Below are 21,019 nucleotides of genomic sequence, written 5' to 3'. Positions count from 1 at the left end.
GCTTTTACAATATAAAGCACTAAGATATTGTTACTAGGTACTATTTTTTTAGTCGATTTATTCCCATGTTTAATGAGAATAAATGCTATAAATTCAGAGTATTAATATAGCGGTATCAAGCACTATTTTAGAGATTTTAATCGATTAAAACCTCTAAAATAGTAATAGCAGCTTCGCTAATTTTAGTTCCAGGACCAAATACAGCAACTGCACCAGCATCAAACAAATACTGGTAATCTTGTTTTGGTATTACTCCACCAACAATAACCATAATATCTTCTCTACCGTATTTTTTAAGCTCTTCTATAACTTGTGGCACTAATGTTTTGTGTCCAGCAGCTAAAGACGAAATACCAAGAATATGAACATCGTTTTCTATGGCTTGCTTTGCAGCTTCGTGTGGTGTTTGAAATAACGGACCAATATCGACATCGAAACCAATATCTGCATAACCAGTTGCAACTACTTTTGCACCACGGTCATGGCCATCTTGTCCCATTTTTGCAATCATAATACGTGGTCGTCTACCATCTTGCTCTGCAAAGGTATCGGCCAGTTCTTTTGCTTTTGCAAAAGATTTATCGTCTTTTATTTCTTTACTATACACACCAGAAAATGATTTTATTTGTGCTTTATATCTGCCATAAACGGCTTCTAAAGCATCACTAATTTCGCCTAAAGTAGCGCGTTCTCTTGCCGCTATTACAGCTAAATGTAGTAAATTATTTTCGGCACTAACGCTAGAATTTTTAGTTTTATTAGATAAGCGAGCCGCTTCGGTTAAATTATGTAAAGCTTCGGTTACTTTATTAGTGTCACGTTCTGCCTTTGTTTTTACTAAGCGCTCTATTTGTTGTTTTCTAACGGTTTGGTTATCGACTTCTAAAATATGAAGCAGATCTTCTTCGTCTAAAACATATTTATTTACACCAATAATAAGGTCTTGTCCAGAATCTATTCGTGCTTGCTTTCTTGCGGCAGCTTCTTCAATTCTTAATTTAGGAATACCGGCTTCAATAGCTTTGGTCATACCACCAAGTTCTTCAACTTCTTCAATTAAAGACCATGCTTTTTGTGCGATGTCATCGGTTAGTTTTTCAACATAATAACTACCAGCCCAAGGATCTACCGTTTTGGTAATATTGGTTTCTTCTTGTAAATATATTTGTGTATTTCTTGCAATTCTAGCAGAAAAATCTGTTGGTAATGCAATAGCCTCATCTAAGGCATTGGTGTGTAAACTTTGTGTGCCACCAAAGGCAGCAGCAGCAGCTTCAATAGTTGTACGTGCTACATTATTAAATGGATCTTGTTCTGTTAAACTCCATCCACTAGTTTGGCAATGCGTACGTAATGCCAACGATTTTTGATTTTTAGGATTAAACTGACTTACCATTTTTGCCCACAACATTCTAGCAGCTCTCATTTTTGCTATTTCCATAAAATGGTTCATACCAATAGCCCAAAAGAAAGAGAGTCTTGGTGCAAAAGTATCAATGTCCATTCCTGCGGCTAATCCTTTTCTTATGTATTCTAAACCATCTGCAAGCGTGTAAGCCAACTCAATATCGCATGTGGCTCCAGCTTCTTGCATGTGGTAACCAGAAATACTAATACTATTGAATTTTGGCATGTTCTTGCTCGTGTATTCAAAAATATCTGAGATAATTTGCATCGATGGTGTAGGAGGATAGATGTATGTATTACGTACCATAAACTCCTTTAAGATATCGTTTTGTATGGTTCCTGCTAAATCTTTAAGTGCTACGCCTTGCTCTTGGGCAGCAACAATATAAAAGGCTAAGATTGGTAAAACAGCACCATTCATAGTCATAGAAACGCTCATTTTATCTAGCGGAATCTGGTCGAAAAGCACTTTCATGTCTTCAACACTATCTATGGCAACACCTGCTTTTCCAACATCTCCAACAACACGTTCGTGATCACTATCGTAACCTCTATGCGTTGCCAAATCGAATGCTACTGAAAGTCCTTTTTGTCCTGCGGCTAAATTTCTACGGTAGAAAGCGTTACTTTCTTCGGCAGTAGAAAACCCTGCATATTGTCTAATAGTCCAAGGTCTACGCACATACATTGTTGAGTATGGTCCGCGTAAATTTGGAGCAATTCCTGCTACAAAACCTAAATGCTCTAAGTTTTCTAAATCGGATTTTGAATACTTCGATTTTACAGGAATGTCTTCAGCAGTTAAAGAGGAAACAAATTTTGTTTCTTGACTTTTTACTTCAGATTTAATGGCGATATGTTGAAGGTCTTTTCTGTTCATTAGTCATGGTTATGTCCTGCGTGAGGATCATTTGTAGCTCCTTTTTTAGGAACTTCTTGTTTAGGTGTTCTATTTAAATCAACACCATTAACACTAGGCTTTGCTGGCTCAGGTTGTGCTTGCGGATTAGGATTTTTTAGTTCTTCTACTGTTGTGTTTAGTAATTGAGAGTAAAAAAATTCTAAAGCCACATAAGTTTTTAAACTACCATCTGCTTGAATAAATCTTGTGCTACCACTTAAAAGCGGTAAGATTAAATTCGGTTTTAAGCTATTAGTAGATAGTAAAGCATTGTAGGTTGTTTTAATGCCTTTGTCTTTTATATTGTTGGCTATACAATCTACTACAGGATGCGAGGTGTTAAGCGAAGTTACACCATTATTAGTAACCCATAAACTAGAATCTTCTTTTAAGGCTTTCGCAATTTTTAAACTGTGTTCGCTAGCAATATCGGTTAGCTTTAATTGTCCTCTTAATCGAGTGCTAATAAGTTTAGAATACGATTTTGCTGCATTTCTGTATTGCATATCGTAACTGTTAATAATATCGTTCTCGAAAGCATAAACGGCTTCTTGCAATAAATCTCCATTTGGGAAATCGCAAGCCAATACCTTAGGGCTTTCTGAGTATTTGTAATCGATTGTTTTAGAATTGTTACAGCTTGAAAATGTAACAAAAATTAATAAAGCTAAAAATTTAAAAGTTGTTTGCATTTGTAAAATGTTTATTCAGTTTTTAATCGGTTTTGTTCTATTGTTTCTGCTAATCGTCTTTCTAAAATAGGTTCAAGTAGCGTTTTTCTGGCATTCATTTTTAAAAAAGGATAGAGTTCAAGGTTGTCTTTCATTCTATCTTCTGTATTTGGATGCTTGTTTGTGCCTAGTAATGTAATATCACCATTATCGAAACTTGCTTGCTCTTTAGCTGCGCTTTCTTTTATTTTTTTCTGAATGATTCCTTCTTTTAATAATTTAAGAAAGCCTCCTTTTTGCTCAATATCTTTAAATAATGCTAATGCTTTTTCCGACAGTTGTTGTGTTAAGCTCTCGATGTAATATGCACCATCTGATGCATTTTGTACTACATCAAAATAGCTTTCGTGTTTTATAACCAAAAGTTGGTTTCTAGAAATACGCTCGCCAAATTCGTTGTCTTTATGGTAAATAGCATCGTAAGCAAGATTGCAAACAGTATTTGCACCACCAAGAATAGCACTCATACATTCTGTAGTTGTGCGCAACATATTTGTGTTATAATCGTAAAGTGTTTTATTACGTTTTGTTGGTGTAGCCATAATATGGCAATCTTCTATAACACCATATTCTGATGCTAAAGTTTTCCAAAGTAGCCTTAAAGCACGAAGCTTTGCTATTTCGAAAAAGTAATTTGTACCTACAGAGACTTTAAAAGTAATTTGAGATTTTAAGTCGCTATTTAAAATATTTAAATATTCGTTAGCATGTGCTAAACTATAAGCCAATTGCTGTACAATGGTTGCTCCAGCATTTTGGTACAAACTTAAATCTACGCTAAGAGTGTTGTTTTTTTCTGAAACAATTTTCTCTAATTCTTCATGGTCACTTTTTAAAGTATTAAACCAATTACCAGATCTAGCAAGGTTTCCAATACTATCTGTTAATAAAGAAACTCCAGGAATAGCAGATAGTTGCTTAGCATAATCTGCGTCTAAAAATTGTAATTCGAAATAGAATGGAGTAGAAGTGGTATCTATATTTTTTAATAAGCTTTCTATTGCAACGTCTTTATTTGGAATAATAAATGTAATGCTTTCTGCACCGCGTTCGATTGCGTTTATAGCTTTTGCATTCGATTTTTCAACATCAAAAACAAATATAGATTGGCATATAGACCATGAGTTTGATGGAATCTCTGGAAAAGGTTCTCCGTTAAAATCGTCTGCGTGATAAAATGGTTTTACATTAATATCTTCAGGAGTATTCCAAATTAAAGTAGAGTTATAGTCTACGCCTTTTAAATCTGCCTGAATTTGTTGTTTCCATGCTTTTGCAGAAACACTATCAAAATCGCTAAATAGTTTTTTACTCATCTTTTTTAACTTTTAAACTGTCTTGATATTCAATAATATAGATGTCTTCGTTGTCGCGTTTCATATAATATTCTTCGCGAGCAAACTTCTCTAGACCTTCTTCTCTTTTTAATTCCTTAATGGCTTTGTTGTCTTTAACTATTTCTTTTCTATAATACTCTTTTTCTTTTTCAAGTTTTTCGATGTCATTATTTAATTCATTGTGAATTATTAGTGAGTTACCATCAAAAAACAGCATCCATATAGTAAATGCTATAAAGATAATCAAGAATATATTTTTGAAATATTTAAGCATTAAGTTAGTTTTTCGTTAATTATTGTACGTACAATATCAACAGCAACAGTGTTGTATTTATTGTTCGGTATAATTAAATCTGCATACTCTTTCATTGGTTCAATAAACTGTTGATGCATTGGTTTAAGCGTTGTTTGGTAACGTGTAAGCACTTCGTTTATATCTCTACCACGTTCTGCAATATCACGTTTTACACGTCTAATTAAACGCTCATCGCTATCTGCATGTACAAATATTTTAATATCGAACATATCACGAATTTTAGGTTTACTTAAAATAAGAATACCTTCTACAATCATCACATGTTTTGGATGTGTAGTTACTGTTTCTTTTGTTCTGTTATGGTCTACAAAAGAATAAACAGGTTGCTCAATACTATTTCCAGCTTTTAAAGTTGTTAAATGCTGTCTTAATAATTTAAAATCTATAGATTTTGGGTGATCAAAGTTTATTTTAGTACGCTCCTCGTACGTCATCTCCGATGTATCTTTGTAGTAAGAGTCTTGAGAAATTATTCCCACTTCTCCTTCTGGTAATTCATTCATTATTTGATCTACCACAGTAGTTTTACCACATCCAGTACCACCAGCAATTCCTATTATTAACATTCTTTTATTTTTAATTTAACCGAGCAAATTTAGGAATTTGAAATAAAATATTAGCGTTCAACCTTCGAAACTTCTTCTTCAGTTATTAACGATGTGTTTTTGTTACCCCAACTATTTGTAATGTAGTTCATTACATTAGCAATTTCTTCGTTGCTTAAACCTTGAGCTTCCATAACAGAGTTATAGTGTTCTCCATTTACAGTAATCTCACCCGAAAGCCCGTATTTAATAACTTTAATACTTTCCTCTCTGTTATTTATTAAGAAATCGGACTTCGCTAATGGCGGAATAACCTTAGGCATACCTTTACCGTTTGGCATGTGGCATTGTGCACAAAAGTCGTTATAAATTTCTTTGCCCTCAGAAAAATCCTGATTTACATAATTTATTGCAAGACTATTTTTGTCTGTTTTTTTATCTGAAGAATTACAAGCGCAAAGCAAAAAAAGAAGCGCTAAGCTGAAGCTTAAGTTTTTCATTTATATTTAATGTCTTATCAATTTAACAATACCTAAGTTTTCTACTCCTACGTAAATATAACCATCTGGGCCTTGTTCTATAGAGCGTACTCTGCCAATACCATCAAGGAGTCTTTCCTCTTTAATAACTTTACCGTCTTTTAGCTCGCAACGATCTAAATAGCTAAATTTTAAAGAGCCAACCAATAAGCTGCCTTTCCAATCGCCATATTTATTTGAAGAGATAAACGACATGCCACTAGGTGCAATAGAAGGATTCCAATAATGAAGCGGCTCTTCCATACCTTCTTTTTTAGTTTCGTTGGTAATTGATGTGCCAGAATAGTTTTTACCATAAGTAATAACAGGCCAGCCGTAATTTTTGCCTTTTCTAATAATATTTATTTCATCTCCTCCTTTTGGTCCATGCTCGTGTGTCCAGATTTCTTGAGTGTCTGGGTGAAGCTCCATGCCTTGCGGATTGCGATGTCCATAGGAACAAATGGCTTTTTTAGCTCCTTTAGAATCTACAAAAGGATTATCGTTTGGTATTGAACCATCATCATTTAAGCGATAGATTTTTCCACCATCTCTTTTTAAGTCTTGCGGATTCTCATCACGATTACCGCGTTCTCCAACCGAGAAGTAGAGGTAACCTTCATTATCGAAAACAATTCGTGAACCAAAATGTTGTCCTTTAGTTGTGTTTGGCTCCGCTTTATAAAGTAATTCTTTTTCTACAAGTGCATTATTTTTAATTTTTGCTCGCATAATTGCGGTGTTACCACCTTTTCCTTCTCCTTTGGGAGAAGCGTAAGAAAAGTAAATCCAACCATTTTCGTTATAATTTGGATGAATATTAATGTCTAATAAGCCACCTTGACCACGAACATAAATTTCTGGCAGGCCTTTTATCTCTTTTTTTACTTTATTTTTATAATGAATTAGTTTTCCTTCTTTCTCTGTAATTAACATAGAGTTGTCTGGTAAAAATACAAATCCCCAAGGATTGGTTAAGTCTTCTACAACAACCTCATAGCTGTTGTTTTGGTTGATAGGGTTCTTGTCTTGAGCACATGCAGAAAAGGCGAATAATAACAGTAAAAAGTAAATCGATTTTTGAGCGCGCATAATTAAATTGAAATATTTTCAACAATTTACAATAAAATAGTTTGTTATGTGAAAAAGTAGAGTATATTTGCACTTCTAAAATTTAAGGTTTTAGAAAGATAATCATTCGGGGTGTAGCGTAGCCCGGTTATCGCGCCACGTTTGGGACGTGGAGGCCGCAGGTTCGAATCCTGCCACCCCGACTTTAGAAGCTCAGTTTTATACTGGGCTTTTTTGTTTTCTATACTTAAAGTTATGGTATTAAAACCATTTAAAAAATAGACCTGAAGCTATTACCGCAATCACTAACACTACTAATGTGATGATTACAAAAGCCGAAACGCCTTTAGTTGTTTTATCTTTTTGTAAAATATAGTTTTCTCTTTCTTCGTTTTCTTCTTTAATTAAACTCATGTTTTTTTGTTTTAATTTATTTATTAATATATATCGTTTTAATGTTTACAAATTCCAAGATGCCTTCTTGAGATAATTCTCTTCCATAACCCGAAGCTTTAGTTCCTCCAAAAGGAAGTCTAGGATCAGATTTTACCATGTCGTTAATAAAAAAAGCACCATCGTTAATACTTCCTATTTTATTTCTTGCAGTTTCTATATCTTTGGTAAATAGCATTGTTCCTAATCCAAATCTACTGTTAGAGGCTAAACTAATAGCATGATTTAAATCTTTTGCTTTTATAATTGGTGCAACAGGACCAAAAGTTTCTTCGGTGAAAACTGGCATGTCTTCGGTTACCTCTGTGAGGATTGTTGGAGAGAAGTAAGCTCCTTTTTTAATGTTACCAAGCACAACTTTTGCTCCTTTTTTTATTGAAGCATCAACTTGTTTTTGTAATTCATCAGCAAGATCTTCTCTTGCAAGTACAGAGGTTTCAGTAGTTTCCTTTAAAGGATTATCGTATTTAAGTTTTTCAGCTTCAGCTTTAAAACGTGTTAAAAACGTATCGTATATACCTTCGGTAACTATAAAGCGCTTTGCTGCAATACAACTTTGCCCAGAATTTTGAAATCTGGCTTTTACCATTGTATTTAGGTATTTATCTAAATCGGCATCATCTAAAACAATACAAGCATTATTTCCTCCTAATTCTAAAACAGATTTTTTTAAGACAGTACTTGCTGTTCCGGCGATGCTTATTCCTGCTTTTTCGCTACCTGTTAATGATATCGCTTTTACTTTATCATTTTTAATTAGTGTTTCAATATCCTCATGATTTGATAGTAATGTTTGAAAACATCCAATAGGATAGCCCGCTTGTTCAAAACATTCTTGAATAGCCAAAGCGCATCCAGTAACATTAGAAGCATGTTTTAGTAAGCCTGTATTTCCAGCGGTTAATGTTGGGACAGCAAATCTAAATACTTGCCAAAAAGGATAGTTCCATGGCATTACAGCTAAAATAACACCAAGAGGATCGTAACTAATAAAGCTTTCGTGAGCTTCAGTATCGATAATATGATCTGAAAGAAAACGAGCAGCATTCTTTTCGTAGAAATCACATAATAGAATACATTTTTTTATTTCGGCTCTACTCTCTGTTATGGGTTTTCCCATTTCGAGTGTTATTAATTCGCTATACTTTTCAATATTCTCATTTAAAACGTCTCCAAGCTTTCTAAGTAATTTTGCGCGCTTTTTAATAGGTGTAAGTTTCCAATCGTGGAAAGTGTTTTCGGCTGCGTTTAAAATAGATTGGGTTTTTTCGGTAGAAAAAAGAGTATATCTATTTAATTCATCACCATTATATGGGTTGTAAGTGGTTATTGTTTTATTCATTTTATAATTGATTTGTTGATAATTTAATATAAAAATTCTTAAAAAAAGCAATTTAATTATTGAATTAACAAAGATTTAATATTTCATTATGTTCTATTTAAGAGAGTTTTAGAAGTTGTTTTGTAACTTTGTAATGAAGTTAGCGTCATATAGTTAACTCAGAAAATAAATATTAACAACTAAAACAAAAATAATTATGAGCAAGAATGGAAATGCAGCATTAGGAATATTATTAGGATCAGCAATTGGAGCAACATTAGGAATATTATTTGCACCGGATAAAGGAAGTAATACAAGAAAAAAGTTAACAGAAGAAGCTGTTTTAGCTAAAGATAAAGTTGCAGCTACTGCTACAGATTTAAGAGCGCAATTGGAAGAAGAAATGGTGTCTGGTAAAGCAACACTAGAATCGCAAATAGAAAGTGTTGTACAGAATGCAAGTTATAAAGCAGAAGATGTAATTACCACATTAGAGAAGAAGTTAGAAGTGTTAAAAGCTAGAAATAAGAAGTTACAGAAAACATCATAATTTATGTCTGTAATAGATTCTATAAATGAAGCTTCAAATAAAGCTATAGACCAATCTGAAGAATATTTAAGGAAATCTCACGATTTTTATAAACTTAAAATATTCCAACAACTTTCTATATCTGTAAGTATGATATTTAAAGCTGTTGCCATAGGAGGTGTTTTTTTAATTGGTTTAATATTTTTATCGATTGCATTAGCATTTTACATAGGTAAACTACTAGGTAGTTATACTATGGGATTTGTTGTGGTTGGTTTAATATTCTCATTATGTGCAATATTACTGTATGTGTTTAGAGGCTATATTGATGAAAAAGTGATTCAAAAACTTTCTAAAACATTTTTTTAACCATGAAAAAAGTTTACCGTAATTTTAATGAAATTGATGAAGAGTTAAGGCGTTTGGAGCTAGAGCGACAAATTGCTAAAGAGGAAATTAAAGCTGTAAAAGGAGATTTAAAAGAGAGCTTGCAACCTGCGCAATGGATGCAGACCGGTGTAAAAATGGTAGGTAAAATAGGCTCTATGGTACTACTTAAAAAACTCTTTAGAAGATAGATGTATTTAGGTTAAAATTTGTCTGTATCTATTTTAAAAATTAATTATATAACCCACAAAATAAGGAATATATGAACATATTTGAAGCACTTAGAAAAGACCATGACATACAACGCGATTTATTGAGTAAATTAGTAAATACATCTGGAGATACTAAAAAACGAGACGAAATTTTTAAAGCAGTTAAACATGAATTAAAAATTCATGAGGATGGAGAGGAACGTTACTTTTATCTGCCTTTAATCGAAGATGATTTAACACAAGAGCAATCAAGACATGCAATAGCTGAACACCATGAAATCGATGAATTACTTGATAAGCTTGAAGAAATGGATTATGACTCTACAGGTTGGTTAACAATTGCTAAGAAATTGAAACATGATGTTGAACATCATTTAGACGATGAGGAGCATACCATTTTTCAGATGGCAGGCAAAGTATTAACAGATAAAGAGAAATCTTCACTTTCTAAAGAATATCAAGAGTATATTAATAAAAACAGGTAGTTTATTAAAAATTAAAGATTTTAACAAAAGGATACAATTATATAGTAGTTTATAAAAAGAGAATTTCTGAAGAGGGATTCTTTTTTTTTGCAATATTTTATATTTAGTACTTAGCCGTATATCTTACTTTTACCAATGAATAGAATGAAAAACTGATTCTTATTTTTGAATAATATAAGAAAAATTAAAGCTTGATAGATTAATAAGTTAAACTTATTAAACAATAGTAACTGTTGATAACTTAGCTGTAAGTTATCTACTAAAAAAGCTACTTTTGTTATAATAAATATTGAAAACATGTCTGATACAATAGAAAAAGTAAAATGCCTAATTATAGGATCTGGACCAGCAGGTTATACTGCTGCCATATATGCTGCCAGAGCGAATATGAAACCTGTTTTATATCAAGGAACACAACCAGGTGGACAATTAACAACAACTAACGAAGTTGAAAATTTTCCAGGTTACCCAGAAGGAATTACCGGACCTGCAATGATGATGGAACTTCAAGCGCAAGCAGAACGTTTTGAAACAGATGTTAGAGATGGTTGGATTACTAAAGTTGATTTCTCTGGAGATGTGCATAAAGTTTGGGTAAACGAAGAAAAAGAAATACACGCAGATACTGTAATAATTTCTACAGGAGCAAGTGCTAAATATTTAGGTTTAGAGTCTGAACAAAAATATTTAAAGCTTGGTGGAGGTGTTTCGGCATGTGCAGTTTGCGATGGTTTCTTTTACAGAAATCATGAAGTTGTAATAGTTGGAGCGGGAGATAGTGCTTGTGAAGAAGCACATTACCTTTCTAAGCTTTGTAAAAAAGTAACTATGCTAGTTAGGCGAGACGAGTTTAGAGCTTCTAAAATTATGGCTACAAGAGTAAAAAATACAGAAAACATAGAGATACTATTTAATACTGAAACTGATGAGGTTTTAGGTGATGGACAAGTAGTAACTGGTGTTCGTGTAAAAAATAATAAAACAAACGAAACACAAGATATTGATGCAACTGGATTTTTTGTCGCTATTGGACATAAACCAAATACAGATATCTTTAAAGGTTTTATAGATATGGATGAAACAGGATACATTAAAAATGTTCCAGGACGTGCATTAACAAATGTAGAAGGTGTATTTGTTTGTGGTGATGCAGCAGATCATGTTTATAGACAAGCAGTAACAGCAGCAGGTACAGGTTGTATGGCAGCTTTAGATGCAGAACGTTACTTAGCAGCTAAAGACTCTACTTTCGAGGTAAGCACTTCTAATTACAATTAATTAGTTTTATTCTAACTTACGTTAGAAATATAAATATTAGAATATAAAAAATCCGAAGCAATTGCTTCGGTTTTTTTTGTTTTTATGATTAACTAGTTTTTCTATTTCTTCCTTAAAATAGCGTCGTCTTCAAATTTTTTCAATTCAATTTTTGGACTACCATATATGTATGTTTCAGACGTTCCTGAAGCTTCAATTATTAAATCTTTTGTAGCTTCTACATGTACATCGGCTCTGCCTTCTGTAATTAAATTACATGTTTCTGCGGTAAGTTTTTCAGCTTTTAAAACAGAAGAGTTATCGGTGTTAATTATTAACTCGCTTGCATCTCCTTCAATTTTAGCATTGGCACGTTGCAACATTTCTAATGTAATAGTTTCAGAGTTTATCAAAGCTTCAATAGATGTGTTGTCGCTTAAATCTAAAATTGTAGATTTCGATGTTACGTTTAGTTCAGCTTTTGTTTTTCCTGCTGCAATATATTCAAAAGATTCTGCTTCAATAGTTAAATATGTTTCAGTAGATTCTTTAGCTCTTATTATTAAATTATCAACCTTAATAGTACTTGCACCTCTTAATTCTGCATCCTCTTTCAATTCAATAATATTTAAAGAGTCTTTATATATTACTGTAATTTCCATTTTCTTACTAGAAGTAATTCTTTTGTTTGTTTTAAAACTTAAACTACCTTCTTGTACATTAAAGGCTATAACCTCGTGTAAATTATCGTCTGTATCTACTTGTACAGATGGTGTTTCACCTTGTTTTAGGTTGACTTTAAAATCGTCACCAATTACTAGTCTATTAAAAGGATCTATTTCTGTAGTTTGTGTAGTAACATTTCTACTTCCTTTTACTTTTTCTGTACTTTGAGAAAATCCAGAAAAGGCTATTAAGCAAGCGATAATAAGGTGTTGTATTTTTATTTTCATATTTATTTTCCGAGAAAGCGGAACTCTTATTTATTGTTCAGCAAATATATAACAAAAATCATCCCAAACTTTTTATAAAGAATGGGATGGATTTTGGTTGGTTAATTTTTGGTTGTTTTTACACAAATATATTTAGTATTAATGCAATTAAAAACGCTGCTATGGTTATCATAATTTCTGTTTTTATTGGTTATTGCTATTCTTTGTCTGATGTTATTTTAATACCATCTTCGTCTATATTAACTTCTACGTTATTGGTTTTACTTTTAACTCCATTTTCATTAATCTCTAATGAATTTGTATTGCTTGTAGCTTCAATACCTTCAGAATTTATTTTAAGTTTTGCACCATCTTTATTAATGTTTACATCTATCTCAAAATCGTCGTCATCATCGTCTTCATCATTACAATCGTTACATAATAATTTTCCGTTTGAAACGGTTAAAAAATGACCTTCTTTGGTTTTAGATAATAAGCAATTATTAGTATGGAACCTGTGCGTGTTTTCGTCTGGAAAAAGTGTTGTTCCTACTGGTAAATAAATTGTAACTTCTACTCTTTGGCTTCTTTTAATGTCGTCATTTGGTATAAGAATATGGTTGTCTAAAAGCAACTCGTTACCTATCAATTCGTATTCGTAGCTTATATTTTCGGCTAATACTTTTGCCGATTCAAAAGACGAGTTTCTAGCTGTTTTTATAACTTTAACTTTAGCAACGCTATCTCTTGTAGAGCGAATTTTAAACGCTACGCTTCTAGCAAAAGTTATTTTATCTCCATTATCGTTAAAAGCTGTGTCAAAACTATTGAAGTTGTTATTATTACTATCAGAATAAGTTTCGTTGCTTCTCATAGATAAATATAACGTGTCTTTTTTAGTTATGCTTTCTAGTTTCTCTGTTGAAATAGAAGGTGCTTTTTCACTGTAAGATAAACCTTGCTTTGCACCAATAATGCAAATTCCAATTAAAGACAATAACCATGCTCCTAAAAGAGTAAACTTGGCAACACTACCAATAGATTTAAGGTTATTTACTAGAATTTTAAGACCTAGATAGAAAAGTAATAATAGTGGGATGCCAATTAAAAAATAGACTATTAAGAATACTAACCAAATAGGAGTACTTGATGCTTCAGCTAGATATACTAAATCTGAATTTCCTAAATGAATTTGATCCATTCGTCCCATAAATATTGAAGAAATAAAAACAACAGTAGTTGCAATAAATCCTACGGCTCCAGTAAACATTAATATTATACCAATAAACTTAGCAAACAGTTTTAAAAAGAACATGAAAATATCTGCGATAGTATCGAAAAACGTTTGTGAGCTTGATTTTATTCTGTTTGTAGATTTATTAACATCTATATTTTTTACAGAATTAGAAATATTATCACTTGCGCTTTCAAAACCTTCTTTTAGCTTGTCTCCAGCGGTTTGAAGATTTTGCCCAACACTATCTGAAACTGTTCCAAAGCCGTCACGAATTTTTTTTTCGATGTTAGAAATGGTTACGTTTTCTCCAGTCATTAATATCTTTTCAGAAGTAGTTTTAGCTTCTGGTACTAATATCCAAAGTAAAATGTAAATTAATATTCCTGTACCAAAACCACCAATAACTAATACTAGCCAGATAATTCTAATCCATAAAGCATCGATGCCAAAGTAATGTGCTAAACCAGCAGATACACCACCAACATAAGACGTTTCTGTGTCTCTATATAATTTCTTAGATCTACCAGTAGTATGTGTTCTTTGTTTTGGTTCGTCTTCAAATATTTCGTCGTCTACAAGATAATCTTCAGGTTGTCCCATAATGGTAATCACCTCGTCTACTTGTTTGTTTCCAATAACTTGTTTTTCGTTTAATATACGTTCCGAAAATAATTCTGCGATACGAGATTCTATATCTGCAATTATTTCTGATCGTCCTTGAGAATCTGTAAATGAACGTTTTATAGCCTCAAGATAGCGCTGTAATTTTAAGTATGCATCTTCATCTATGTGAAAAAATATACCTGCTAAATTTATGTTGACTGTTTTATTCATTAGTGTTGTTTTTAGATGGTGTTACAATGTTAACTGCTGTTTGTAATTCGTCCCAAGTAGTGGTTAGTTCTTTTAAAAACAATTGTCCTGTTTCTGTTAATCCGTAATACTTTCTTGGTGGTCCAGAGGTGCTTTCTTCCCAACGGTAATTAAGAAGACCTGCATTTTTAAGTCGTGTAAGTAAAGGATAGATTGTACCTTCTACTACCAGCAACTTAGCGTCTTTTAGAGTGCCTAAAATCTCGGCAACGTAAGCATCTTTGTCTTTTAATACCGATAAAATGCAATACTCTAAAACACCTTTACGCATTTGTGCTTTTGTGTTTTCTATCTTCATATTGTCATGCGATTTAATGATGTTAAACTGTTCATTTTTTGATTGATTGATTATTGATGAAACTGAAAATAACTTCAGCTATATTTATTTTAAAAATTTAATACTTAATGGATACTCATAAATTTCTCCGTCTCTTGCTCTTAAACTTGCTTTAATAATAAAAACGATTTCAAGAACAAAGCCTACAACTGCTAAAAAGCCTAAAGAACCTCCTATATAAAATAGAGGAGAAGGTTTGCTAAGGTTTAAATGAATGCCTTCAAATAAATTAAAATCCATAAAATCGAAACCACTAAATATACTAAAGGCAAAAAACGGAATAGTTATTAATCCAATAATTAAAGAATAAATTAATATACTTATTTGAAAGTTTAACGCTTGTTTTCCATTTTCGTCTATAAATTGAGATTTCTCTTTATTTATTATCCATAATACTAATGGTCCTAAAAAATTCCCGAAAGGAACAAGAAATCTTGAAAAGGTAGATAGGTGAATAAAGGTTGCGATATTAGTGTGATTTTTTTCTTCCATTTTAAAAGTATATAATAGTTGCTTATACAAATATATGTCTTTAAAAAGGTATTGTGTTACGCATAGTACTAGAAATTAACAAATTTTTAACATATTGAAATATGAAATATTTTCGATAGTTTTGAAGAAATCTAATTATATATGAAGCTTACACCAAGTAAAATAAACACTTTCAACCTCTTTAAATTACCTTCTGTATTCTTTACAGGAATACGTGTAAAAACGATAGAGGATAACTCTTGCACAGTGAGAGTTAAACACCGTTGGATAAATCAGAATCCATTTAAATCTATGTTTTGGGCAGTACAAGGTATGGCAGCAGAGCTATCTACTGGTGCATTAGTACTTGGTAAAATTAGAGAATCTGGAAAGCAAGTGTCTATGTTAGTAACTAATAATAATGCAAGTTTTACTAAAAAAGCGACAGGACGTATTGTGTTTACTTGTGTAGATGGCCATTTAATTGATGCGGCATTAAAGAAATCTATAGAGACAGGAGATGGTCAATCATTCTGGATGCAATCTATAGGTACTAACCAAGACGGGATAGTAGTTTCTAGTTTTAATTTTGAGTGGTCTGTAAGAGTGAAGCGTTAAGATAATTGTAATATTTTAGTTAACAAATCAATATATAAGCATGAATAATGGATTAATACTTATAATAACCTTTACTATCCCAGTAGTAATACTATTGCTTTTTTATGTTTTAATTAAAAATAGAAAAAAAAGACATTTAGTAAGCTTAGATTTAGATTGGAGTAAATTTGAAAAAGCGATAGAGTATAAAGATATTAATGGAGTTAATAAATATGGAACTGAACTTATATGGAATGAAAATTTAACAGATGCTATGCTAAAAAAAATGATTGATTATGTTGAAGAGCTTGCTGTTGATAATCTTGAATTGAAAAATTTACAAAACTTAATTTTCAATAAAAATCTGCATTGGAATAGGAATTATCGAATAACTCGTTATTAGTTATTAATAATAATTAAAAAGAACTTGTAACAAAACGGAAATAAAATCAACATATTAAAGTATAACTTAAATCACGACATTATGACATCACACGAAATAGACTACAGAATTTACGGAGAAGAAATGCAATATGTAGAGATAGAACTCGATCCTCAAGAAGGTGTAGTTGCAGAGTCTGGTAGTTTTATGATGATGGACGATGGTATTAAAATGGAAACCATTTTTGGAGATGGTTCTCAAAAAGATGAAGGTTTTCTAGGTAAAATTCTAGGAGCAGGAAAACGAATTCTTACAGGAGAAAGCTTATTTATGACGGCTTTTTACAATAATTTAGATGGAAAACGCAATGTTTCGTTTGCATCTCCATATCCAGGAAAAATTATTCCAATAGATTTAACCGAGTTTAACGGCAAATTTATTTGTCAAAAAGATGCTTTCTTGTGCGCAGCAAAAGGAGTAAGTATAGGCGTAGAGTTTAGTAAAAAACTAGGTCGTGGTCTTTTTGGAGGCGAAGGTTTTATAATGCAAAAATTAGAAGGTGATGGTATGGCATTTGTTCATGCTGGTGGAACGACTGCAAAAAAAGAATTAAAAGCAGGAGAAACGTTACGTGTAGATACGGGTTGTATTATTGGTTTTACACAAGGCATTAATTACGATATAGAGTTTGTTGGTGGAATTAAAAATACTGTTTTTGGAGGCGAAGGTTTGTTTTTTGCAAAATTACAAGGGCCTGGTACAGTTTATATTCAATCCTTACCATTTAGTAGATTAGCTGGTCGTGTTTTATCAAGTATTCCCAAAGGTGGAAAGAGTAAAGGAGAAGGTAGTATTTTAGGTGGATTAGGAGATTTATTAGACGGTGATAATAGGTTCTAAATTTGTTAATTGTGAATAAATTAACAATGAAAATAAAGAATATCATCTTCTTTAATTGATTTTTTTCACTACATTTAATCGAATTTATAAACCATTTGCCTATTCTGTAAATCTACTTTTATTATTTAATTAAACACAAACTATTATGGCTAGAGCAATGTTCGAGTACACCAAAACGATACTTAATAAAGTTAGTTTTGATGCTAACTTGTTTTGTAAGGAGGTACAAAAAGCACTACAACGTTTATTACCTTACGAAATTGAAGAACTAAAAATTTATATAGAATCTTTAATAAATGAAAATCCAGATTTAAACCAATGTTTAGTCTATATTAAAGCATAATAAAAAGCGACTCTTTGTAGTCGCTTTTTTAACGGTTAATAATTAGTAAAGTTTACTTTTCAACTTTATATTTGCAAAAAAAAAATTACACTGAAATCTTTTTTCGCTATATTACTCTTTGTTTCATTTGCAATTAGACCAATGTACTTTGTTGGTTATGTTGCTTATTTTGAATTAAACATAGATTATATAATAGAAACGTATTGTGTAAATAAAGAAAAGCCACAATTACAATGTAATGGTAAGTGTCATTTGGCAAAACAAATAGCAACCACTACAACTACAGATAATGATGGCGATGCGACTTTAAATAGTTTAGCAGAATCTTTTTTCCCTGTGTTTTATGTAGACTATAACTACGATAAAGACATAAAAAAATCTTTAAAAAAAGATTTAAGAAAAAACACACTACAAGAACAATTGTACTCATTCTCTTTTGAGCACATACACTTTAGACCTCCAATAGTTTAATTTTTATTTCGTCTAGTCTTACATTCTTTGTAAGTCTAAAAATTACAATTACAATTAATAAAATTTAAACAAATGAAAACTTTAAAATCTACATTTGCGCTATTACTATGCGCAACAATATTTGCATGCTCATCAGACGACGATTCAATTTCTAGTACAGAAGGATTAGAAGGTCAAAAAGGAGAATTAACGCTTAAATTCGACAACGGTGTTGGAGATAGTGATTTTATCTTTGGTACTACTTATAACAAATCTAATGGTGAATCTTTTCAATTAGAAACTTTAAAATACATTATTAGTAATGTAAGAGTTAAAGATACAGATGGTAATACTTTTATGTATCCAATTAATAACAACGTATTTATTGTTAATGAAGCAGATGGTAACAATGCAGGAGAAATTTACATAACGCTAGATAATATAGATGCTGCAAATTATACTGAAGTTACTTTTGGTGTTGGTATCGATCAAGAGCGTTTTGCTTTAGGAGCAGAAGGACAAGGAGACTTTTTAGATGAAGCTTCAGACGAAGGTATGATGTGGAGCTGGGCTTCAGGATACAAATTTATTAGATTAGATGGTACTTTTTCTACAGCTACAGTTACAGATCAGCCATTAAGTGTACACATGGGAAGCGTTGGAACATCATTAGATAACTACCGTGAGGTTACTTTACCATTTCCAAACACGGTATTGGTTAGAGAAACAACTTCTCCAGAAGTACATATAAAAGCAGATATTTCTAAAGTATTCGATGGTTCTACTACAGCTAATTTTGCCGATGGATACGATCAAGTACATACAGATGTAAACGAAACTCCAATTATTGCAGATAACATTAATGGAATGTTTGAAGTACACCACGTACACAACGATTAATTAGTAATTAAACCATTGAAGGTATTTTGCCTTCAATGGTTTTACTATATCAATAATTATGAAAAAAACAGTTCTTTTTTTTATAAGTATAATGGTGTTTTGTTCGTGTTCAAATTCAGAAGAAGTAGTAGCTTACGAAGCTGTTCCTTTAACTGTAGATTGGCCTTCAAATTTCCCAGAAATCACTTATAATTTAGACAATAATCCTTTAACAGATGCAGGTTTCGAACTTGGTAAAAAACTGTTTTACGAAGGTAGATTATCATCAAATAACGCTATTGCTTGCGCTTTTTGTCACGAGCAAGCTTTTGCTTTTACACATCATGGACACAATTTAAGTCATGGTGTAAATGGAGGTATTGGATTAAGGAATGCGCAGCCTATTCAAAACTTAGCTTACCAAACTTCATTTATGTGGGATGGCGCAGCTACGCATCTAGATTTACAACCTATAATACCTATTACAAGTGATCTTGAAATGGGAGAAACATTGGGTAATATTGTAGAAAAATTGAGTACAGATGTTTACTATCAAGAGCAGTTTACTCGTGCTTTTGATGATGGTGAAATAAACTCGGAAAACATTTTAAAAGCGTTATCTCAGTTTATGCTTACTATGGTGTCTTCAAATTCTAAATACGATAAGTATGTTAGAAATGAAGAAAACACGACACTTTCATCAATAGAGCAAGATGGCTTAAATACTTTTGAGGTAAAATGTGCGTCTTGTCATTCTAGTGATTTATTTACAGACCAAAATTTTAGAAATAATGGTTTGCCTGTAAATCCTCAATTAGATGATAAAGGCCGTTATGAAATAGGAAACAATCCAGACGATTTATACACCTTTAGGGTTCCAAGTTTACGTAACGTAGAGGTTAGTTATCCTTTTATGCATGATGGACGTTTTGCTACTTTAGAAGCTGTTTTAGATTTTTACGATTCTGGAATTACAGATAATGGTAATGTAGATCCATTACTATTAAAAGCAGATGGTAGTTATGGTATCGATTTATCAGATTACGAAAAAGAAAGCATAATAGCATTCTTAAACACATTAACAGATCACGAATTTTTAGAAGATGAAAGATTTTCAGAATATTAAAAAAATAGTAATAGTAACTTTATTTATTGCTTTCGGCATCTCTAAAGTTAGCGCTCACGAGATTAAAGGCTCGTGTTCAAACCATGAAACATTTTCATTTTTTTGCGACTTATGTGGTTGCTCTACAAGTAGCGGAAGTTTTGGGTTTGGTACATTAAGTAACGCAAATTTTATAGGTGTACGTTACATCTATCAAAATTTTGAATCTAAAAATGGGATTTTCGATGATTCACCTAAAAGTGAAGAAACCTTTAATACTTACCAATTATGGGCTCAAATACCTATAACAGATGCTTTTTATGTTACGGCAAACTTACCGTATCAAGACTTAAATAGAAGCTATACAAATTCTACCGAAAATATCTCTGGATTAGGAGATAGTAGTTTAATCGGTTGGTATAAATTAGCTTTTTACAAGAAGAAAAAGGCAGGTGAAACTGTAGATTTTAATTCGGAAAAAGAACCTTCTGGACATTCTATACAGTTTGGGTTAGGTATAAAATTACCAACAGGTACATTTGAAGAACGCTTGACAGATAACATTAACCCAGGTTTTCAAGTAGGAACAGGAAGTGTGGATGGTGTTTTTTCTTTAGGTTATAATTATGGCGGAGATAAAATAGGAGTAAATACACTACTAAGTTATTATTTAAAAGGCGAGAACAAGAATGAATATCAGTTTGGTAATCAGTTTAGTTATGCAGTTAATATGTTTACTGCTTTCTCTACCGAAAAAATGAATATAATGCCATTTGTAGGACTTTCTGGCGATGTTTATGATTCTATAAAGCAATATGGTGAAACCTTGCAAGACACAGATGGAAATATCCTTAATGCGTCGTTAGGATCGGAATTAGCAATAGAGAAGTTTATATTTGGAGCAAGTTATACTTTGCCAGTAAGCCAAAGTTTATTTGGTGATAATGTAGAGTCAAAGCAACGTTTTTCAGTTTATGTAAATTTTGCTTTATAAAAGTAGTTAACTATTAAAACAACAAAAGCGGCTTTTAAGCCGCTTTTGT

At 32.0% G+C, this 21,019-nt stretch carries 26 protein-coding genes and 1 tRNA gene; 14 read left to right on the top strand and 13 right to left on the bottom strand.

Going from position 1 to position 21,019, the window contains the following annotated elements:
- Positions 1-136: 136 nt before the first annotated feature.
- The 7 genes from scpA to Q0935_RS10510 are packed head-to-tail and all read right to left on the bottom strand — an operon-like array spanning position 137 to position 6,847.
- Positions 137-2,287: a methylmalonyl-CoA mutase gene (gene scpA, locus Q0935_RS10540; RefSeq protein ID WP_299385670.1), complete on the bottom strand. Its 2,151-nt coding sequence runs from the start codon at positions 2,285-2,287 to the stop codon at positions 137-139.
- Positions 2,287-3,000: a hypothetical protein gene (locus Q0935_RS10535; protein ID WP_299252246.1), complete on the bottom strand. Its 714-nt coding sequence runs from the start codon at positions 2,998-3,000 to the stop codon at positions 2,287-2,289. Before Q0935_RS10535 ends, scpA begins: the two co-directional genes overlap by 1 nt.
- A gap of 11 nt (positions 3,001-3,011) precedes the next feature.
- Positions 3,012-4,355, bottom strand: coding sequence for a methylmalonyl-CoA mutase subunit beta (locus Q0935_RS10530; RefSeq protein WP_299385667.1), 1,344 nt, complete (start codon positions 4,353-4,355; stop codon positions 3,012-3,014).
- Entirely contained in the window at positions 4,348-4,650 is a 303-nt protein-coding gene (locus Q0935_RS10525) for a septum formation initiator family protein (RefSeq protein ID WP_055437495.1), read from the bottom strand. The genes Q0935_RS10530 and Q0935_RS10525 overlap by 8 nt, the downstream gene beginning before the upstream one ends.
- Positions 4,650-5,258: a uridine kinase gene (gene udk / locus Q0935_RS10520; protein WP_299385665.1), complete on the bottom strand. Its 609-nt coding sequence runs from the start codon at positions 5,256-5,258 to the stop codon at positions 4,650-4,652. Before udk ends, Q0935_RS10525 begins: the two co-directional genes overlap by 1 nt.
- 50 nt (positions 5,259-5,308) lie before the next feature.
- Positions 5,309-5,737, bottom strand: coding sequence for a cytochrome c (locus tag Q0935_RS10515; protein WP_299385662.1), 429 nt, complete (start codon positions 5,735-5,737; stop codon positions 5,309-5,311).
- 6 nt (positions 5,738-5,743) lie between these two features.
- Positions 5,744-6,847, bottom strand: a complete 1,104-nt coding sequence (locus Q0935_RS10510) for a PQQ-dependent sugar dehydrogenase (RefSeq protein ID WP_299385659.1) — start codon at positions 6,845-6,847, stop codon at positions 5,744-5,746.
- Positions 6,848-6,954: 107 nt separating this feature from the next.
- Between Q0935_RS10510 and Q0935_RS10505 the strand changes: the two genes are divergently transcribed.
- A tRNA-Pro gene (locus Q0935_RS10505) sits at positions 6,955-7,029 on the top strand.
- A 58-nt stretch (positions 7,030-7,087) separates the two neighbouring features.
- On the opposite strand, the gene Q0935_RS10500 is transcribed toward Q0935_RS10505, so the two are convergent.
- Both Q0935_RS10500 and Q0935_RS10495 read right to left on the bottom strand, forming a co-directional pair.
- Complete coding sequence (locus Q0935_RS10500) at positions 7,088-7,240, bottom strand: hypothetical protein (RefSeq protein WP_299252266.1); 153 nt, start codon at positions 7,238-7,240, stop codon at positions 7,088-7,090.
- A 16-nt stretch (positions 7,241-7,256) separates the two neighbouring features.
- Positions 7,257-8,621 carry an NAD-dependent succinate-semialdehyde dehydrogenase gene (locus Q0935_RS10495; RefSeq protein ID WP_299385657.1) on the bottom strand — a complete coding sequence of 455 codons (1,365 nt, stop codon included), beginning with the start codon at positions 8,619-8,621 and terminating at the stop codon, positions 7,257-7,259.
- 196 nt (positions 8,622-8,817) lie between these two features.
- Between Q0935_RS10495 and Q0935_RS10490 the strand changes: the two genes are divergently transcribed.
- The 5 genes from Q0935_RS10490 to trxB all read left to right on the top strand — a co-directional run bounded on the left by Q0935_RS10490 (position 8,818) and on the right by trxB (position 11,491).
- Complete coding sequence (locus Q0935_RS10490; RefSeq protein WP_299252272.1) at positions 8,818-9,150, top strand: YtxH domain-containing protein; 333 nt, start codon at positions 8,818-8,820, stop codon at positions 9,148-9,150.
- Positions 9,151-9,153: 3 nt separating this feature from the next.
- On the top strand, positions 9,154-9,498 hold the full coding sequence (locus tag Q0935_RS10485; protein ID WP_299252275.1) for a hypothetical protein: 345 nt from the start codon (positions 9,154-9,156) through the stop codon (positions 9,496-9,498).
- Positions 9,499-9,500: 2 nt separating this feature from the next.
- Positions 9,501-9,707: a hypothetical protein gene (locus Q0935_RS10480; protein ID WP_299252278.1), complete on the top strand. Its 207-nt coding sequence runs from the start codon at positions 9,501-9,503 to the stop codon at positions 9,705-9,707.
- Positions 9,708-9,778: 71 nt separating this feature from the next.
- Positions 9,779-10,213, top strand: a complete 435-nt coding sequence (locus tag Q0935_RS10475; protein WP_299252281.1) for a hemerythrin domain-containing protein — start codon at positions 9,779-9,781, stop codon at positions 10,211-10,213.
- 297 nt (positions 10,214-10,510) lie between these two features.
- The gene (gene trxB, locus Q0935_RS10470) at positions 10,511-11,491 is read left to right on the top strand and encodes a thioredoxin-disulfide reductase (RefSeq protein WP_299385653.1); all 981 of its coding nucleotides are present in this window, start codon (positions 10,511-10,513) and stop codon (positions 11,489-11,491) included.
- 101 nt (positions 11,492-11,592) lie between these two features.
- Here trxB and Q0935_RS10465 read toward each other — a convergent pair whose 3' ends face one another.
- From Q0935_RS10465 to Q0935_RS10450, 4 genes are all read right to left on the bottom strand, one after another.
- Positions 11,593-12,423 (bottom strand): DUF2807 domain-containing protein, encoded by an 831-nt coding sequence (locus tag Q0935_RS10465; RefSeq protein ID WP_299252287.1) that lies wholly within the window; start codon positions 12,421-12,423, stop codon positions 11,593-11,595.
- Between the two features lie 196 nt (positions 12,424-12,619).
- Positions 12,620-14,473: a PspC domain-containing protein gene (locus Q0935_RS10460; protein ID WP_299385650.1), complete on the bottom strand. Its 1,854-nt coding sequence runs from the start codon at positions 14,471-14,473 to the stop codon at positions 12,620-12,622.
- Entirely contained in the window at positions 14,466-14,810 is a 345-nt protein-coding gene (locus tag Q0935_RS10455; protein ID WP_055437507.1) for a PadR family transcriptional regulator, read from the bottom strand. Before Q0935_RS10455 ends, Q0935_RS10460 begins: the two co-directional genes overlap by 8 nt.
- Before the next feature lie 84 nt (positions 14,811-14,894).
- Positions 14,895-15,341: a DUF4870 domain-containing protein gene (locus tag Q0935_RS10450; RefSeq protein ID WP_299385648.1), complete on the bottom strand. Its 447-nt coding sequence runs from the start codon at positions 15,339-15,341 to the stop codon at positions 14,895-14,897.
- Between the two features lie 141 nt (positions 15,342-15,482).
- Here Q0935_RS10450 and Q0935_RS10445 point away from each other — a divergent pair, with 141 nt between their 5' ends.
- The 8 genes from Q0935_RS10445 (at position 15,483) to Q0935_RS10410 (ending at position 20,970) form a co-directional block, all read left to right on the top strand.
- Positions 15,483-15,938, top strand: coding sequence for a DUF4442 domain-containing protein (locus tag Q0935_RS10445; RefSeq protein WP_299385645.1), 456 nt, complete (start codon positions 15,483-15,485; stop codon positions 15,936-15,938).
- Positions 15,939-15,978: 40 nt separating this feature from the next.
- The gene (locus Q0935_RS10440) at positions 15,979-16,320 is read left to right on the top strand and encodes a hypothetical protein (RefSeq protein WP_299385643.1); all 342 of its coding nucleotides are present in this window, start codon (positions 15,979-15,981) and stop codon (positions 16,318-16,320) included.
- Between the two features lie 81 nt (positions 16,321-16,401).
- A complete protein-coding gene (locus Q0935_RS10435) occupies positions 16,402-17,199 on the top strand; it encodes a TIGR00266 family protein (protein ID WP_299385640.1) in 798 nt (265 codons plus the stop codon).
- A 145-nt stretch (positions 17,200-17,344) separates the two neighbouring features.
- Positions 17,345-17,542, top strand: coding sequence for a hypothetical protein (locus Q0935_RS10430; protein ID WP_299252303.1), 198 nt, complete (start codon positions 17,345-17,347; stop codon positions 17,540-17,542).
- 141 nt (positions 17,543-17,683) lie between these two features.
- A complete protein-coding gene (locus Q0935_RS10425) occupies positions 17,684-18,013 on the top strand; it encodes a hypothetical protein (RefSeq protein ID WP_299385637.1) in 330 nt (109 codons plus the stop codon).
- 72 nt (positions 18,014-18,085) lie between these two features.
- Complete coding sequence (locus Q0935_RS10420; RefSeq protein ID WP_299385635.1) at positions 18,086-18,892, top strand: MbnP family protein; 807 nt, start codon at positions 18,086-18,088, stop codon at positions 18,890-18,892.
- Between the two features lie 58 nt (positions 18,893-18,950).
- Complete coding sequence (locus Q0935_RS10415) at positions 18,951-19,997, top strand: cytochrome-c peroxidase (protein WP_299385633.1); 1,047 nt, start codon at positions 18,951-18,953, stop codon at positions 19,995-19,997.
- Positions 19,975-20,970 (top strand): hypothetical protein, encoded by a 996-nt coding sequence (locus tag Q0935_RS10410; RefSeq protein WP_299385630.1) that lies wholly within the window; start codon positions 19,975-19,977, stop codon positions 20,968-20,970. The genes Q0935_RS10415 and Q0935_RS10410 overlap by 23 nt, the downstream gene beginning before the upstream one ends.
- Positions 20,971-21,019 lie beyond the last annotated feature (49 nt).

This window comes from uncultured Lacinutrix sp., from assembly GCF_947500605.1.
Taxonomy (GTDB): Bacteria; Bacteroidota; Bacteroidia; order Flavobacteriales; family Flavobacteriaceae; genus Lacinutrix.
This window is presented reverse-complemented; position numbering and strand designations above follow the sequence as displayed.

Bases quoted from the DNA above. Each gene is read 5' to 3' on its own strand.
- scpA (WP_299385670.1), bottom strand. From the start codon at position 2,287: ATGAACAGAAAAGACCTTCAACATATCGCCATTAAATCTGAAGTAAAA.
- Q0935_RS10535 (WP_299252246.1), bottom strand. From the start codon at position 3,000: ATGCAAACAACTTTTAAATTTTTAGCTTTATTAATTTTTGTTACATTT.
- Q0935_RS10530 (WP_299385667.1), bottom strand. From the start codon at position 4,355: ATGAGTAAAAAACTATTTAGCGATTTTGATAGTGTTTCTGCAAAAGCA.
- Q0935_RS10525 (WP_055437495.1), bottom strand. From the start codon at position 4,650: ATGCTTAAATATTTCAAAAATATATTCTTGATTATCTTTATAGCATTT.
- udk (WP_299385665.1), bottom strand. From the start codon at position 5,258: ATGTTAATAATAGGAATTGCTGGTGGTACTGGATGTGGTAAAACTACT.
- Q0935_RS10515 (WP_299385662.1), bottom strand. From the start codon at position 5,737: ATGAAAAACTTAAGCTTCAGCTTAGCGCTTCTTTTTTTGCTTTGCGCT.
- Q0935_RS10510 (WP_299385659.1), bottom strand. From the start codon at position 6,847: ATGCGCGCTCAAAAATCGATTTACTTTTTACTGTTATTATTCGCCTTT.
- Q0935_RS10500 (WP_299252266.1), bottom strand. From the start codon at position 7,240: ATGAGTTTAATTAAAGAAGAAAACGAAGAAAGAGAAAACTATATTTTA.
- Q0935_RS10495 (WP_299385657.1), bottom strand. From the start codon at position 8,621: ATGAATAAAACAATAACCACTTACAACCCATATAATGGTGATGAATTA.
- Q0935_RS10490 (WP_299252272.1), top strand. From the start codon at position 8,818: ATGAGCAAGAATGGAAATGCAGCATTAGGAATATTATTAGGATCAGCA.
- Q0935_RS10485 (WP_299252275.1), top strand. From the start codon at position 9,154: ATGTCTGTAATAGATTCTATAAATGAAGCTTCAAATAAAGCTATAGAC.
- Q0935_RS10480 (WP_299252278.1), top strand. From the start codon at position 9,501: ATGAAAAAAGTTTACCGTAATTTTAATGAAATTGATGAAGAGTTAAGG.
- Q0935_RS10475 (WP_299252281.1), top strand. From the start codon at position 9,779: ATGAACATATTTGAAGCACTTAGAAAAGACCATGACATACAACGCGAT.
- trxB (WP_299385653.1), top strand. From the start codon at position 10,511: ATGTCTGATACAATAGAAAAAGTAAAATGCCTAATTATAGGATCTGGA.
- Q0935_RS10465 (WP_299252287.1), bottom strand. From the start codon at position 12,423: ATGAAAATAAAAATACAACACCTTATTATCGCTTGCTTAATAGCCTTT.
- Q0935_RS10460 (WP_299385650.1), bottom strand. From the start codon at position 14,473: ATGAATAAAACAGTCAACATAAATTTAGCAGGTATATTTTTTCACATA.
- Q0935_RS10455 (WP_055437507.1), bottom strand. From the start codon at position 14,810: ATGAAGATAGAAAACACAAAAGCACAAATGCGTAAAGGTGTTTTAGAG.
- Q0935_RS10450 (WP_299385648.1), bottom strand. From the start codon at position 15,341: ATGGAAGAAAAAAATCACACTAATATCGCAACCTTTATTCACCTATCT.
- Q0935_RS10445 (WP_299385645.1), top strand. From the start codon at position 15,483: ATGAAGCTTACACCAAGTAAAATAAACACTTTCAACCTCTTTAAATTA.
- Q0935_RS10440 (WP_299385643.1), top strand. From the start codon at position 15,979: ATGAATAATGGATTAATACTTATAATAACCTTTACTATCCCAGTAGTA.
- Q0935_RS10435 (WP_299385640.1), top strand. From the start codon at position 16,402: ATGACATCACACGAAATAGACTACAGAATTTACGGAGAAGAAATGCAA.
- Q0935_RS10430 (WP_299252303.1), top strand. From the start codon at position 17,345: ATGGCTAGAGCAATGTTCGAGTACACCAAAACGATACTTAATAAAGTT.
- Q0935_RS10425 (WP_299385637.1), top strand. From the start codon at position 17,684: ATGTACTTTGTTGGTTATGTTGCTTATTTTGAATTAAACATAGATTAT.
- Q0935_RS10420 (WP_299385635.1), top strand. From the start codon at position 18,086: ATGAAAACTTTAAAATCTACATTTGCGCTATTACTATGCGCAACAATA.
- Q0935_RS10415 (WP_299385633.1), top strand. From the start codon at position 18,951: ATGAAAAAAACAGTTCTTTTTTTTATAAGTATAATGGTGTTTTGTTCG.
- Q0935_RS10410 (WP_299385630.1), top strand. From the start codon at position 19,975: ATGAAAGATTTTCAGAATATTAAAAAAATAGTAATAGTAACTTTATTT.